At 69.6% G+C, this 14,019-nt stretch carries 8 protein-coding genes; 2 read left to right on the top strand and 6 right to left on the bottom strand.

Annotation, left to right across the window (positions count from 1 at the left end; genetic code table 11):
- Positions 1–18: 18 nt before the first annotated feature.
- The 3 genes from ACFRU2_RS29630 to ACFRU2_RS29620 all read right to left on the bottom strand — a co-directional run bounded on the left by ACFRU2_RS29630 (position 19) and on the right by ACFRU2_RS29620 (position 6,358).
- On the bottom strand, positions 19–1,746 hold the full coding sequence (locus ACFRU2_RS29630; protein ID WP_382977676.1) for a protein kinase family protein: 1,728 nt from the start codon (positions 1,744–1,746) through the stop codon (positions 19–21).
- A 117-nt stretch (positions 1,747–1,863) separates the two neighbouring features.
- Positions 1,864–4,041 (bottom strand): murein biosynthesis integral membrane protein MurJ, encoded by a 2,178-nt coding sequence (gene murJ / locus ACFRU2_RS29625; protein WP_382977673.1) that lies wholly within the window; start codon positions 4,039–4,041, stop codon positions 1,864–1,866.
- 46 nt (positions 4,042–4,087) lie between these two features.
- Positions 4,088–6,358 (bottom strand): DUF6049 family protein, encoded by a 2,271-nt coding sequence (locus ACFRU2_RS29620; protein WP_382977671.1) that lies wholly within the window; start codon positions 6,356–6,358, stop codon positions 4,088–4,090.
- Between the two features lie 187 nt (positions 6,359–6,545).
- Here ACFRU2_RS29620 and ACFRU2_RS29615 point away from each other — a divergent pair, with 187 nt between their 5' ends.
- A complete protein-coding gene (locus ACFRU2_RS29615; RefSeq protein WP_382977668.1) occupies positions 6,546–8,012 on the top strand; it encodes a CCA tRNA nucleotidyltransferase in 1,467 nt (488 codons plus the stop codon).
- A gap of 56 nt (positions 8,013–8,068) precedes the next feature.
- Here the strand turns inward: ACFRU2_RS29615 and ACFRU2_RS29610 are convergent, their stop codons facing one another.
- The 3 genes from ACFRU2_RS29610 to ACFRU2_RS29600 form a co-directional block, all read right to left on the bottom strand.
- Positions 8,069–9,349 carry an MFS transporter gene (locus tag ACFRU2_RS29610; protein WP_382977665.1) on the bottom strand — a complete coding sequence of 427 codons (1,281 nt, stop codon included), beginning with the start codon at positions 9,347–9,349 and terminating at the stop codon, positions 8,069–8,071.
- Between the two features lie 105 nt (positions 9,350–9,454).
- A complete protein-coding gene (locus tag ACFRU2_RS29605) occupies positions 9,455–10,537 on the bottom strand; it encodes an inositol-3-phosphate synthase (RefSeq protein WP_382977663.1) in 1,083 nt (360 codons plus the stop codon).
- A 49-nt stretch (positions 10,538–10,586) separates the two neighbouring features.
- Positions 10,587–11,189, bottom strand: coding sequence for a PadR family transcriptional regulator (locus tag ACFRU2_RS29600; protein WP_250738617.1), 603 nt, complete (start codon positions 11,187–11,189; stop codon positions 10,587–10,589).
- Positions 11,190–11,464: 275 nt separating this feature from the next.
- Between ACFRU2_RS29600 and ACFRU2_RS29595 the strand changes: the two genes are divergently transcribed.
- On the top strand, positions 11,465–14,008 hold the full coding sequence (locus ACFRU2_RS29595; RefSeq protein WP_382977660.1) for a transglycosylase domain-containing protein: 2,544 nt from the start codon (positions 11,465–11,467) through the stop codon (positions 14,006–14,008).
- The last annotated feature ends 11 nt before the right edge of the window (positions 14,009–14,019 follow it).

Genomic DNA, 14,019 nt, shown 5'->3' with positions numbered 1-14,019 from the left:
CCCCTCCCCTGCCGTCCGTCAGCCCGTGAACTTCACGTCCGTGATGGCCTGCTTGAACCCCGCTCCGCTGTACGTGTCGGCGCCCGCCTGCGGCATCGCCGTGATCCAGAGGACCACGTACCGCGTGGTGACCGGTGCGTCGGTGGTCGTGTTGAGCGCGCTGTCCGACGTGGTGCCGTTCGCGATCTTCTTCATGGAGCTGAGCGGGGTCGACGAGGACATGGAGTCGGCCGCGTAGAGCGTGACGGTCGTGTGGTCGCCCGCGTACTTCAACGCTATCGAAGCGCCGCTGACCGCCTGCTCGGAGCCGAGATCGTAGACGATGCCGACTCCGGCTTTGAAGTCCGCCGTCATCTCCGGGCCGTCGTGGAAGCTCTTGGTGCGCCAGTAGGTTCTGGCGTCGCCGTCGAAGGTGTTCCGCACGTTGGAGGCGTCCTGGGCCACGCGGTCGGGGAAGTACTCCTGGGCGCCCTTGATGGAGAGGAGCGTGGGCGCCTTCTCCGTCGGGGTGTCTTCGGGCTTCTCGTGGCTGGTCTGGCTGCCGCTGGTGCTGCCCTGGTTGCTTCGGTTGAGCAGGGTGTCGGCGAGCTGCCAGCTGCCCAGACCGAGGGCGGCGATCAGCAGGGCGGCCACGCTCCACTTGAGGACGCGACCGGTACGGCTCTGCAGGGGCGGCGGCGGGGGGACGACGGTGCGGACCTGCGTGGTGGGCATGCCGGGGCCCTGGGGCCTGCCGTAGCTGCCCTGCTGGTACGTGGTGTGCTGGTACTCGGGGGGCGCGGTGAACGTCGGCTCCGGCGGCCGGATGCGGGGCATCGCGGCCACGGCCTTGGAGAGCTCTTCCGGGGTGGTGCAGGCGGGTTCCTGCCGCGAGGCGGTGGCCCCGTCGTTGGCGAGGGCGCGCATGGCCAGCTCGCCCAGACCCCGGTGCACGCCCGCGCGGACCTGGTCGGGGGCGATCAGGCCGACGCCCTTGGGCAGGCCGGTGAGGCCGTAGGCGTCGTTCTCGTAGGGCCAGCGCTGCGTCAGCGAGGCGTACAGGAGGGCGCCGATGGCCTCGGTGTCCGTGCGCTGCGGGGTCTCGCTGGTGATGCCGCGCAGGGCGGCGTTCACGGCGAGGCCGCGGATGCGGTACTGGCCCGTGGAGGTGCGCAGTATCGCGCTGGGGGTCAGGCGCAGGTGCGCCAGTCCCTCGCGGTGCGCGGCGGCCATGGCCTGGGAGACCTGGCTGACGAGCTGGTAGGCCTCGTGCGGCTCCATGGGGCCGGCGGCGAGGACCGCGGTGAGCTCCGTGGCGTCGGGCAGCCACTCGTGGACGACGTAGACGAGGTCGTTCTCCTCCACGGCGTCGAGGACCTGGACGAACCGGGGGTCGCCGAGGAGGGCCGAGGAGCGGGCGGCGGCCAGGACGGCGCGGGCCCGCGCGTGGTCGGCGGGCAGCAGGTGGACGCCCACGGCCCGGCGCAGCTTCTCGTCCATCGCACGCCAGCTGCTGAATCCGTCCAGACGGGTGACGCATTCCTCGAGCCGGTAGCGTCTGGCCAGCTTGTGGCCGCTGTGCAGCTCGGGTGCGGCAGCAGGTGCCGGGGTCCTGCGTTCGCCGTCCTTCTCGGGCATGGTTCCGTCCGCGGCTTGTCCGTTCTGGGTGTCCACCCCGTCGGCCGTGGCCTGGGCCGTCTCCGCGGCCAGCGGCTCGTCGCCGCTGTTGTCGGCCACGTCGACGGCAGCCGTGCTACGTTCCGCCACCGTCGTCCCCGCCTCCCCATCCGTTGCGCGCTGTCGGCCAGTCTGCGAAGCCATGCCAATTGTGCCCACAGTCCACCGATCTGCACGACACGCCAGAGGACGGGATGGTTGTACGCATCAGCGCCCCAGGCGCCCGCGGACCATCCCGACCATGGCGTTGAGTTCTTCGATGCGCATCCGCTTGGCGGCGACGAGGAACACCGCCGCCAGGGAGATGCCGCCGGCCACCAGCGCGGTGAGGGAACCGAGGGCTCCGCTGCCGATGAAGTGCAGGACGGCGAAGGCGACGGCGCCGGCCACGGCGGCGGCGGGGACGCAGGCGCCGATGAGCCGGGTGTAGGTGCGCATCACGTGCGCTCCGTCGAGATCGCCGCCGAGGCGGGTGCGCAGTCGGCGCCAGGCGACACCGACGCCCACGGCGTAGCCGAGGCCGTAGGCGGCGGCCATGCCGACGACGGCCCAGCGGGCGGGGAGCACGAAGAAGGCGACGGCGGACATGCCCGCGTTGACGGCGGCCACGATGACCGTGTTGTAGAAGGGCGTCCGGGTGTCCTCGTAGGCGTAGAAGCCGCGCAGGACCACGTACTGGACGGAGTAGGGGATCAGTCCGAGGCCGAAGGCCATCAGGATGAAGCCGATGTTCTGGGCGCTCTGCGTGCCGGAGCCGGCGTAGAGCAGGCCTGCCATGGGGACGCCGAGGGCGAGGAACGCGAAGGCGCAGGGCACGATCGCGACGGCCGAGGTGCGCAGTCCGTAGGAGATGTCGTCACGGACGGCGGCGGCGTCGCCGTCGTGGGCGGACCGGGAGATGCGCGGCAGGACGGCGGTCATGACGGAGACGGTGATGATGGCCTGCGGCATCTGCCAGAGCAGCAGGGCGTAGTTGTAGCCGGTGATGCCGGTACCGCCGTGGCCCTGCTTGTCGGCCACCTCGCCCGCCCAGGTGGCGAGCTGGGTGACGACGATGAGGCCGAGCTGGTTGGCGAGGACGAAGAAGAACGTCCACTTGGCCAGGCCTGCGGCCTTGCCGAGGCCGTGACCCTTCCAGTCGAACCGCAGGCGCGGCTTGAAGCCGGCGTCGCGCAGGTAGGGAAGCATCGCCAGGGACTGGACGACGAGGCCGAGGAGGGTGCCGAGGCCCAGGAGCCGGACGCCTTCGGGGGTGATGCCGGCCTCGGTGACGCCCGTGGTGGTGAAGCCGCCGAAGGCCCAGATGAAGGCGCCGAAGGTGGCGATGACGACGATGTTGTTGAGGACCGGGGTCCACATCATCGCGCCGAACCGGCCGCGGGCGTTGAGGATCTGACCGAGGACCACGTGCACGCCCATGAAGAACATGGTGGGCAGGCAGTAGTGGGCGAAGGCGACGGCCACGTCCAGGCGCGCCGGGTCGTTGGCGATCTTCTGCGACATCATGCCGATGAACAGCGGGGCCGCGAGCACGCAGACCACGGTGACGGCGCCCAGCAGGACCATGACGAGGGTCAGCAGCCGGTTGGCGTACGCCTCTCCCCCGTCCTCGTCGTTCTTCATCGCGCGCACGAGCTGCGGGATGAAGACGGCGTTGAGGGCGCCGCCGCCGACCAGGACGTAGATCATCGTCGGCAGGGTGTTGGCGACCTGGTAGCTGTCGTTGAGGGTGGCGACGCCGATCGCTCCGGCGATCACCAGGGTCCGCAGGAAGCCGGTGATGCGGGAGACGATGGTGCCGGCGGCCATCAGGGCGCTGGACTTGAGCAGGCTGGAGGCGCGTCCGGCGGGCTTGCTCGGTGCCGGGGCGGCCACGGGCGCGTCCTCGGCGGGCGTACGGGGCGCCGCGTCCTGGTCCCGGTAGAGGTGCGCGAAGGCGTCGGGGCGGGGGTCCTGGTCGGCGGCCTTGGTCACGAGGGAGTCCACGCCGACGAACTGTGTGGTCGTGGCGTGGTCGCCGTAGGGAAGGTGCCGGGAGGGGCCGTCCGGCTCGGGCGGCGGGGTCTGGGCCCACACCCGCGGGTCCGGGGCGTAGGAGGGGGCGGCCGGGGCCGCGTAGAGCGGGCCGGGCTCCTGGAAGGTGCCGGGCGGTGGCGGCGGGTGCGAGGCCCGGTCGTAGAGGACCTCCGCCACCGGATCCTGGGCGGAGAGGTCCTGCGCCCGGTACGGGTCGTAGGCGTAGGCGTCCTGGACATAGGGGTCGTGGTCCGGCGCGGGCGCGGGCGCGGGAACCTGTCCCGGCACCGGGGCGCCGGGGGCAGTGCCCTGGGAGGGCGCAGGCCCGCCAGTGCCCTGCGCGCGGTCACCTTCGTACGGCGCGTTCATCGAAACCCCACCTCATCGTCCCCAGGCCGACCGGCCACGGCATCGCTCAACGGTCCACTGTCTCACCCGTGCCGGACGGGTCCGCGCTTTGCGGTCCGGTGTCCGGGGACTCGTCACTCTGCTGCGTGCTCTCCTCTGCGGCGGTGCGTGCCGCGACACGCTTGCGGCTGGCGTACATCTTGATGCCGGCCAGCACGAGGAGGAGGACACCGCCCGCGATGACGAGCATGACGGTCGGGGTCACCTCGGTGGCTTCGACGGTGAACTTGCGGGCCTTTCCGTAGGGCACGCCGTCGGTGGTGAAGAGCTGGGCCGTCACCGAGACCGGGCCGCTCGCGGTGGCGTTGGCGGGGAACTTCACGGTCTGGCTGTGCCCGCCCTGGATCGCGACTTCCTGCTGGGCCTCGCCGCTGTCGCCGAACATCAGCCGGGTCGGGTTGGCGGACTGCAGTCGCAGGACCAGGTTGTGGGTGTCCTGGACGAGGCTGTTCTGGACGGTGACCGGGATGGTCGCGCTGTGTCCGGAGAGCGTCGCGTCGGACTTCGGGATGATCTTGACCTTCTCGGTGAGCCGGATCAGGTACTGCTGCACCTGGTCCCGGTAGGCCCGCGCCGCGTCGGGGCGGCCGCGCCACGAGGAGGACATCTCCCGGTTGGTGGTGTTGCCGAAGGGGATCTCGACGCGGTCGGGCGCGGTCAGGATCACCTTGAAGTGGCCGAGCGTGTTCTCGGTGGTGCGGATCTTCTCGAAGGCGGAGACCGGCAGTTCCTGCTTGCTCAGCGCCTCGGGGTACTGGCCGGCTCCCGGGACCTGGGTGGCGGCGCGGGGGTCGGGAGTCGCCGCGGCGGCCGCCTCCAGGTCCACGCCCTGGCTCCAGCGGCCCGACTGCAGACCCCGGATGGCGGCGGCCATCGTCTGTGCCTGGCTGGAGCTGGGCATCCGCTGCGGAGCGACGACGAAGCTGCGCTGGTTGTCGGTCTTCTGCAGGTTCAGGGCGAGGGTCTGGGCGAGGAACTGCTGCACCGCGAGGGTGGAGTTCCCGGCGCGGAGCATGTCGCCCTGGAACGCGGTGGAGAGGTCGGCGTCGGCGACGACGGCCGTGGTGCCCGCGCCGATGGGCCGCGCGGCCGACGGGGTGTAGCCGAGGGCGCCGGTCTCCTGGAGGCTGTCGCTGCGGGTGAGGACGTTGTGGGCACCGGCCGAGGTCGCGACGTTGACGATCGACGGGTCGATGGCGCCGTCCACGGGCCAGGAGAAGTCGGTGCTCGCGGGGACGTGCAGGACGGTCTCGACGGCCTGCTTCGCCTTGTCCGTGGCCGGCCGCAGCTGTCCCAGGGTGCCGGAGACGTCCTTGCCGCGGTGGGCGAGCGAGGCGATGTCCGGATCCGCGAAGGGCAGCGCGACGACCTTCTTGCCCTGGACGGCGCTTTCCAGCGAGCTCAGCCACTGCTCGGCGATGGCCTTGTTCTTGCCCGGGACGGTCCGGCCCTCGGGGGTGCGGACCCGGTATCCCTTGGTCATGGCGTCGACGGTGTAGAGCAGGTCCGGATCGATGACCCAGGTGATGGGAAGGTCCTTGCCGAGGGTGACCATCTGCTCCAGGCGGCCGCCGGTCCGCAGCTCGTCGGCGAGGCTGTCGTCGAGGAAGACGGGGGTCTGGAGCTCGTCCGAGCCGGTCTCCGAGGTCAGGTGCGTGGTGGAGATCAACGGCCAGGCGTACGCGAGCTGGGAGCGCTTGGCGGCCGGCTCCGGCTGCCAGGGCAGGAAGGTCCGCTTGATGCCGAGGACCTGCTCGTACTGGCGGCTCGAGGTCTCCCCGGACACGGAGACGCCGAGCTGGTAGACGCCGTCCTCGTCCAGGTCCAGCTTGTTCACCGGAACCTTGAGGGTGAAGGGCTGGCTGACCTTCGAAGGCAGCGAATCGATCTTCACGGCGAACTCGGGGCCGACTTCCGCCGGGTCGGTGCCCGCCCGGAATGCGCCGCGCTCGGCGACCTCGTCGATGGAGCTGCGGTCCCCCAGCGCCGGCCCGACCCGCAGACCCACGTGTGCGTCGGTGATCTTCTCGGAGCCGTTGTTCTTCACCGTGCCCGAGATGGTGAGCGTGTCGCCCTTGACCGGCGCGGTCGGCGTCAGGGCGTCGAGCTGGACGTCGACGGCGGCGGCCGCAGTATCGGCGGCCTGGGCTTCGGGCACGTGCGAGTAGACCAGGCCGGCGAGTACCGGCGTCCCGGCGAGCAGGACGACCGCGCGTCGCAGCCAGCGCCGCCGGGCAGGAGCGAGGGACGCCCCCTGGATGTCTGCCGCCTCGGCCAACGCGCTCGCCCGTCCCTCGGAGTGTCAGTGGTCGTCGTTTGTGCGTCCACGCATGGTAACGAGGCCCGCTGTGCGCGAGTGCCGCGCCTTGCTCCACATGATCGGGCCCGCCCCGGAGCGGCCGCGGGCCGGGGTGGCCGCAAAACACGGGAGCTCGCGGCGGGCCGGGCACGTACCCTTTTCTGTTGTGCCGAACGCCAACGAAGACAACCCCAGTGTCCTGAATCACGGGCAGGCCCGCGCAGTGAGCGAACTGCTGCGGATCGCCCCTGTCGCCGACGAGCTCGGCCGCCGTTTCCAGGAGGCGGGTTTCCGCCTCGCCCTGGTCGGCGGGTCCGTCCGCGACGCGCTGCTCGGGCGCCTCGGCAATGATCTCGACTTCACCACAGACGCCCGGCCCGAGGACGTTCTCAAGATCGTCAGGCCGTGGGCCGACTCGGTCTGGGACGTCGGCATCGCCTTCGGCACGGTCGGTGCGCAGAAAAGTGCCCGCGTCGGAGACGCTGATCGAAGCTTCCAGATCGAGGTGACCACCTACCGCTCGGAGTCCTACGACCGGACCTCGCGCAAGCCCGAGGTCTCCTACGGCGACTCCATCGAGGAGGACCTCGTCCGCCGCGACTTCACGGTGAACGCGATGGCCGTCGCGCTGCCCGAGAAGGAGTTCGTGGACCCTCACGGCGGTCTGGAGGATCTCCGGGCGGGTGTGCTGCGCACCCCGGGCACGGCCGAGGACTCCTTCTCCGACGACCCGCTGCGGATGCTGCGGGCGGCGCGGTTCGCCGCGCAGCTCGACTTCGAGGTCGCCCCGGACGTGGTGGCGGCGATGACGGAGATGTCCGGCCGCATCGAGATCGTCTCGGCCGAGCGGGTCCAGGGCGAGCTGAACAAGCTCCTGCTGTCCGCACACCCGCGCAAGGGCCTGGGCCTCCTCGTGGACACGGGGCTGGCCGAGCACGTGCTGCCGGAGCTGCCGGCGCTGCGGCTGGAGAGCGACGAGCACCACCGGCACAAGGACGTCTACGACCACTCGCTGATCGTGCTGGAGCAGGCGATCGCGCTGGAGGAGGACGGCCCGGACCTGGTGCTGCGGCTCGCGGCCCTGCTGCACGACATCGGCAAGCCCCGGACCCGTCGGTTCGAGAGCGACGGGCGGGTCTCCTTCCACCACCACGAGATGGTGGGCGCGAAGATGACCAAGAAGCGCATGACCGCGCTCAAGTACTCCAACGACATGGTCAAGGACGTGGCCCGGCTGGTGGAGCTGCACCTGCGCTTCCACGGGTACGGGGACGGCGAGTGGACCGACTCGGCCGTGCGGCGCTACGTCCGTGACGCCGGTCCGCTGCTGGACCGCCTGCACAAGCTGACCCGTTCCGACTGCACCACGCGCAACAAGCGCAAGGCGAACGCGCTCTCCCGCACCTACGACGGGCTGGAGGAGCGCATCGCCCAGCTGCAGGAGAGGGAGGAGCTGGACGCGATCCGGCCCGACCTCGACGGCAACGAGATCATGCGGGTCCTCGATGTGGGCCCCGGCCCGGTGATCGGCAAGGCGTACGCGTTCCTGCTGGAGCTGCGGCTGGAGAACGGTCCCATGGAGCAGGAGGCTGCGGTGGCCGCCCTCAAGGAGTGGTGGGCCGCTCAGGCCTGAGGGCCGGCCCGATGTTTCACGTGAAACATCGGGCCGGAGAGCCGGTCGTGTTGCGGTCAGGGCGATGTTTCACGTGAAACATCGCCCTGACGCATGAGGAGTGCGGCGGTCGCGGCGTAGAGCAGGGCCACCCCGATGATCAGGGGGACGGAGTGCCCGTCGAGGGGGAGCACGAGTGCGGCCACCCCGGCGGCGCCGACGAAGGCGGCGTTGAAGAGCACGTCGTAGACGGAGAAGACGCGGCCGCGGAAGGCGTCGTCCACCTGGGACTGCACCACGGTGTCGGTGGAGATCTTGGCCCCCTGGGTGGCCAGGCCCAGCACGAAGGCGGCCGCAAGTATCGGCCCGGGTGCGAAGAACAGGCCGAGTGCCGGCACCAGCACCGCGGCGCCCGCGGCGCACAGGGTGATGGAGCCGAGGGCGCCCAGCCGGCCCACCAGCCAGGGAGTGACGACGGCGGCCGCGAAGAACCCGGCCCCGGAAACGCCGACCGTGACGCCCAGCAGGGCCAGCCCGTCGGCCTCGTTGTCCGACCAGGCGTAGCGGCAGAGCATGAGCAGCGTGACGAACAGGGCCCCGTAGCAGAACCGCATGACGGTCATGGCGGTGAGCGCCCGGGCCGCCTCGCGCCGGGAGGCCAGGTGGCGCAGGCCTTCGGCCAGGCCCCGCACGGTGAGGGCGACCCCCTGGACGACCGTCGGGTTGATCCTCCCGGGAGGATGGTCGGGCCCGAGGAGATCCAGTGCCAGGCGCAGGGAGACCAGGGCCGCGCACAGGTAGAGGCCGGCTCCGAGGAGGACGACCAGGGCGTCGGAGTCGTCGGCGAGTACGCGGACCAGGAAGGCCAGTCCCCCGCCGGCGACGGCGGCGAGCGTTCCCGCGGTGGGTGAGAGGGCGTTCGCGGTGACCAGCTGGCCGGGCCCGACGACCCGTGGCAGGGAGGCCGCGAGCCCGGCCAGGACGAAGCGGTTGACCGCGGTCACGGACAGGGCCGAGGCGTAGAAGAGCCAGTCGGGGACGTGCGCGACGATCAGCATGCCGGTGATGCAGGCGAGGAAGGCCCGCAGCAGGTTGCCGTAGAGGAAGACCTGGCGGCGGCGCCAGCGGTCCAGCAGGACTCCCGCGAAGGGGCCGATCACCGAATAGGGCAGCAGGAGCACGGCCATGGCCGAGGCGATGGCCGCGGGCGAGGCCTGCTTCTCCGGGGAGAAGACGACATAGGCGGCCAGTGCGACCTGGTAGACCCCGTCGGCGGCCTGGGAGAGCAGCCGTACGGCGAGCAGGTTGCGAAAGTCCCGCAGACGCAGGAGTACGCGCAGATCACGTACGACAGCCATGAGGGAAAGGGTCACACACGCGGAGGGTCCCCGGGCACATTGCCCGGGGACCCTCCGCTGAAGAGCTCTCGAAGTCCAGGTGTCCTTGCGGACGCCGGGGTTCGACTAGCGCTCGACCTCGCCCTTGATGAACTTCTCGACGTTGGCCAGGGCCTCGTCGTCGAAGTACTGCACCGGCGGGGACTTCATGAAGTAGCTCGAGGCCGACAGGATCGGGCCACCGATGCCGCGGTCCTTGGCGATCTTCGCAGCGCGGAGCGCGTCGATGATGACACCGGCGGAGTTCGGGGAGTCCCACACCTCGAGCTTGTACTCGAGGTTCAGCGGGACGTCACCGAAGGCGCGGCCCTCGAGGCGGACGTAGGCCCACTTGCGGTCGTCGAGCCACGCCACGTAGTCGGACGGGCCGATGTGGACGTTCTTCTCGCCGAGCTCGCGGTCGGGGATCTGCGAGGTGACGGCCTGAGTCTTGGAGATCTTCTTCGACTCGAGCCGGTCGCGCTCCAGCATGTTCTTGAAGTCCATGTTGCCGCCGACGTTGAGCTGCATGGTGCGCTCAAGACGGACACCGCGGTCTTCGAACAGCTTCGCCATCACGCGGTGCGTGATGGTGGCGCCGACCTGCGACTTGATGTCGTCGCCGACGATCGGGACACCGGCCTCGGTGAACTTGTCCGCCCACTCCTTGGTGCCGGCGATGAAGACCGGGAGGGCGTTGACGAAGGCGACCTTGGCGTCGATGGCGCACTGGGCGTAGAACTTCGCCGCGACCTCGGAACCGACGGGGAGGTAGCAGATCAGGACGTCGACCTGACGGTCCTTGAGGATCTGGACGATGTCGACCGGGGCCTCGGTGGACTCCTCGATGGTCTGGCGGTAGTACTTGCCCAGGCCGTCGTGGGTGTGGCCGCGCTGAACGGTCACACCCGCGCTCGGGACGTCGCAGATCTTGATGGTGTTGTTCTCGCTGGCGCCGATGGCGTCCGAAAGGTCGAGGCCGACCTTCTTCGCGTCGACGTCGAACGCGGCGACGAACTCGATGTCGCTGACGTGGTAGTCGCCGAACTGGACGTGCATCAGACCGGGGACCTTGGCCGCCGGGTCGGCGTCCTTGTAGTACTCGACGCCCTGCACCAGCGAGGCGGCGCAGTTGCCTACGCCGACGATGGCTACGCGAACCGAACCCATTCCGGTTGCTCCCTGTTTGTTCTCGGACGAGGCCTGCGAGATGCAGACCTCACTTTGCAGTTTCGTCGGACGGACCGGGTCGTCTCTGATCCCGTCCCGCCCGCTCACTCTCGATGAGCTCGTTCAGCCAGCGCACTTCGCGCTCCACGGATTCCATGCCGTGGCGTTGCAGCTCGAGCGTGTAGTCGTCGAGCCGCTCGCGTGTGCGAGCCAGCGAGGCGCTCATCTTCTCCAGGCGCTCCTCAAGGCGGCTGCGACGGCCTTCCAGCACCCGCATGCGTACGTCTCGCTCGGTCTGACCGAAAAAGGCGAAGCGGGCGGCGAAGGACTCGTCCTCCCAGGCATCGGGGCCCGTGTGGGAGAGGAGCTCCTCGAAGTGCTCCTTACCTGCTGCCGTCAACCGGTAGACGATCTTGGCGCGGCGCCCTGCGAGTGAAGCGGCGAGAGCGTCCTCCGGGGCGTTGCCCGGCTCTTCGATCAACCATCCGTTGGTGACGAGCGTCTTGAGGCAGGGGTAGAGCGTCCCGTAACTGAACGCCCTGAACACCCCCAGCGAGGTGTTGAGCCGCTTGCGCAGCTCGTAACCGTGCATGGGAGATTCGCGGAGCAGGCCGAGAACAGCGAACTCGAGGATGCCTGAGCGCCTGCTCATCCGCCTGCCCTTTCCCCCGCCTCGGAGTCTTTATGTCGAGCTGATGTATCGACTCGATACATCCAGACGATAGAACGGGTAGCCGTCAGCTACAAGTGGTGACACGGTGACCGGCGTCACATCACTGATTTGCGCGAGGCAAGTTGCCTGATTTGGGGTGAACTTCGGCACTGATTGGCTTTTGGGCGTGCGTAGTCTGTGCGCCATGACACCGGGGGGACCGGAACTCACCTGCCGCTTCCAGGCCACTCGCCTGCCCGAGGAGTAGTCGTTCGATGAGCGAGCACCGCCGCAAACCGCAACAGCCCCAGGGCGGCGGCCGCGCCGCCGCCCGCAAGGCTGCCCAGCAGCGTCCCTCCAGGGGTGCCGGTGCCGGGCGTGACGTCCCCACCGCGTCACCCAGTGGGCCGTACGGACAGCAGCCAGGTCACGGCAGCCGATCGGACGCCCGGAGATCCGCCGGCCGCGCCCCGGCGGGACGGGGCAGGGGCGCCACGGGCGCCGGCCGCCCCAAGCGGTTCATCAACTACCCGCGCGGCGAAAAGGTCGGCTGGAAGCGCCTGGTCCCCTCCTGGAAGCTCGTCTGCGGCACGGCCCTGGGCTTCTTCGCGATCATCACGGCAGGCGCCGGTATCGGCATCGCCATGGTGAACAAGCCCGACGCGAACAAGACGGCCGATGCGCAGAACAACGTCTTCTACTGGTCCGACGGCAGCCAGATGGTCGCGACCGGCGGCTCCGTGAACCGCCAGATCGTCCCCATCGGGAAGATCCCCCTGTCGATGCAGAACGCCGTGATCGCGGCGGAGAACGAGTCCTTCGAATCGGACAAGGGCGTCGACCCGATGGGCATCGCCCGCGCCGTGTGGAACATGGCCAAGGGCGGATCCACCCAGGGCGGCTCGACGATCACCCAGCAGTACGTGAAGAACACGTACCTGGACTCCGACCAGACGCTCAAGCGGAAGGTCACCGAGCTCTTCATCTCGATAAAGCTGGGTGTGAGCGAGGAGAAGAACACGATCCTCGCCGGCTACCTGAACACGGCCTACTACGGTCGCGACGCCTACGGGATCCAGGCCGCCGCGCGCGCCTACTTCGGCAAGGACAGCGAGAAGCTGACCCCCTCCGAGAGCGCCTTCCTCGCCGCCGTGCTCAAGGGCCCGAACCTCTACAACCCCGACGGCGGCATCGGCTCCGCGGCCACGCCCGAGGCGAACAAGGACCGGGCCGTGAAGCGCTGGGCCTGGGTGCTGGACCGCGAGGTCAAGGTGGGCCGCATGCAGCAGGCGGAGAGGGACCAGTTCAAGGAATTCCCCGCCCTGATCGAGGCCCCCGAGGCCGCCGGCATGTCCGGCCAGATCGGCTACCTGGTCGAGACGGCCAAGCTGTACATGCTGAAGACCAACGGCATCAAGGTCGAGGACCTGGCCAAGGGCGGCTACCGGATCTACACCACCTTCGACAAGACGAAGGTGGACGCGATGGTCAAGGCCGTCGAGGGCACCCGCGACGGGCTGATCGACGAGAAGAAGCGGCCCGACACCGACACCTTCGTGCAGTTCGGCGCGGCCTCGGTGGACGTGAAGACCGGAGCCCTCGTCGCCCTGTACGGCGGTCCCGGCATCGACAAGAAGCACTTCAACAACAACGCCAACACCTCCGGTGTCCAGGTCGGCTCGACCTGGAAGCCGTTCGTGCTCGCGGCGGCCATGCAGTACGGCACCCAGAACTCCAAGGGCAAGGGGATCTCGGCCGACAGCAAGTACATGGCCAGCGACCTCACGGTGATCAACAACCGTGCCGGCCAGCCGCTGCGCGACGGCTCCGGCAAGCCGTTCAAGCAGAAGAACGAGAGCCCGACCGACTACGGCTACGTGACGCTGAACAAGGCGATGGAGGACTCCATCAACGTCCCCTTCGCCCAGCTCATCTTCGACGTCGGCCACGACAAGGTGAGGAAGGTCGCCGAGTCGACCGGCATCCTGAAGGAGTCCTTCGACCCGAACGACAACGCCTCCTTCGCGCTGGGCACCTCGACCCCCAGCGCCATCCGGATGGCCGACTCGTACGCCACCTTCGCCGCCTCCGGCACCCACCACGATCCGTACTCGGTGACCAAGGTCCAGAAGAACGGCAAGGACGTCCCCGGCTTCGAGGCGCCCAAGGCGGAGCGGGCCATGGACAACTCCATCGCGGACAACATCACCAAGGTCCTGCGCAACGTCGTCGAGAACGGCACCGGTACGAAGGCCAAGAAGCTCGGCCGGCCCGCCGCGGGCAAGACCGGCACCACCGACAAGAACATGTCGGCCTGGTTCGTCGGCTACACCCCCGAGCTGTCCACCTCCGTGGCGCTGTTCCGCTCGGACCCCAGCGCGCAGAAGAAGGAACTCATCTCGATGAGGGGCGTGGCGGGCATCCCCTCCCTCCACGGTGGTGACATCCCGGCCGAGATCTGGACCAAGTACATGAAGGAGGCGCTGAACGGCGTCCCGGAGTCGGACTTCCCGAAGCCCGAGGAGGTCGGTGTCGTCGCGGACGCCTCCGGTGCTCCCTCGCCGTCGCCCTCACCGTCCCCCTCGCCCTCGCCCTCGCCGTCTCCGTCGAACTCGCCGTCCCCGTCCCCCAGCCCCAGCCCTTCGCGCAGCGGCGGCAAGCCGACCTGCAAGCCGTGGGCCATCTGCGACCCGGACCCGAGCGCCAGCTCCTCCCGGTCGCCCTCGCCCTCGGCCAGCAAGACGGGCGGTGGCCGGCCGGGCGGCGCGACGAACGGTGGTAACGGAGGCTTCCCGATAGGGGGCTCCACGGGCGGCTGACCGAGCGCCCA

This window comes from Streptomyces sp. NPDC056883, from assembly GCF_042788835.1.
GTDB lineage: Bacteria > Actinomycetota > Actinomycetes > Streptomycetales > Streptomycetaceae > Streptomyces > Streptomyces stoeckheimensis.
Note: the sequence above shows the minus strand (reverse complement) of the source record. Positions and strands in the feature narration are given on the sequence as shown.

Excerpts from the sequence above, each read along its gene's own strand:
- ACFRU2_RS29610 (WP_382977665.1), bottom strand. The coding sequence starts at position 9,349 with ATGGCTGTCGTACGTGATCTGCGCGTACTCCTGCGTCTGCGGGACTTT.
- ACFRU2_RS29605 (WP_382977663.1), bottom strand. The coding sequence starts at position 10,537 with ATGGGTTCGGTTCGCGTAGCCATCGTCGGCGTAGGCAACTGCGCCGCC.
- murJ (WP_382977673.1), bottom strand. The coding sequence starts at position 4,041 with ATGAACGCGCCGTACGAAGGTGACCGCGCGCAGGGCACTGGCGGGCCT.
- ACFRU2_RS29600 (WP_250738617.1), bottom strand. The coding sequence starts at position 11,189 with ATGAGCAGGCGCTCAGGCATCCTCGAGTTCGCTGTTCTCGGCCTGCTC.
- ACFRU2_RS29595 (WP_382977660.1), top strand. The coding sequence starts at position 11,465 with ATGAGCGAGCACCGCCGCAAACCGCAACAGCCCCAGGGCGGCGGCCGC.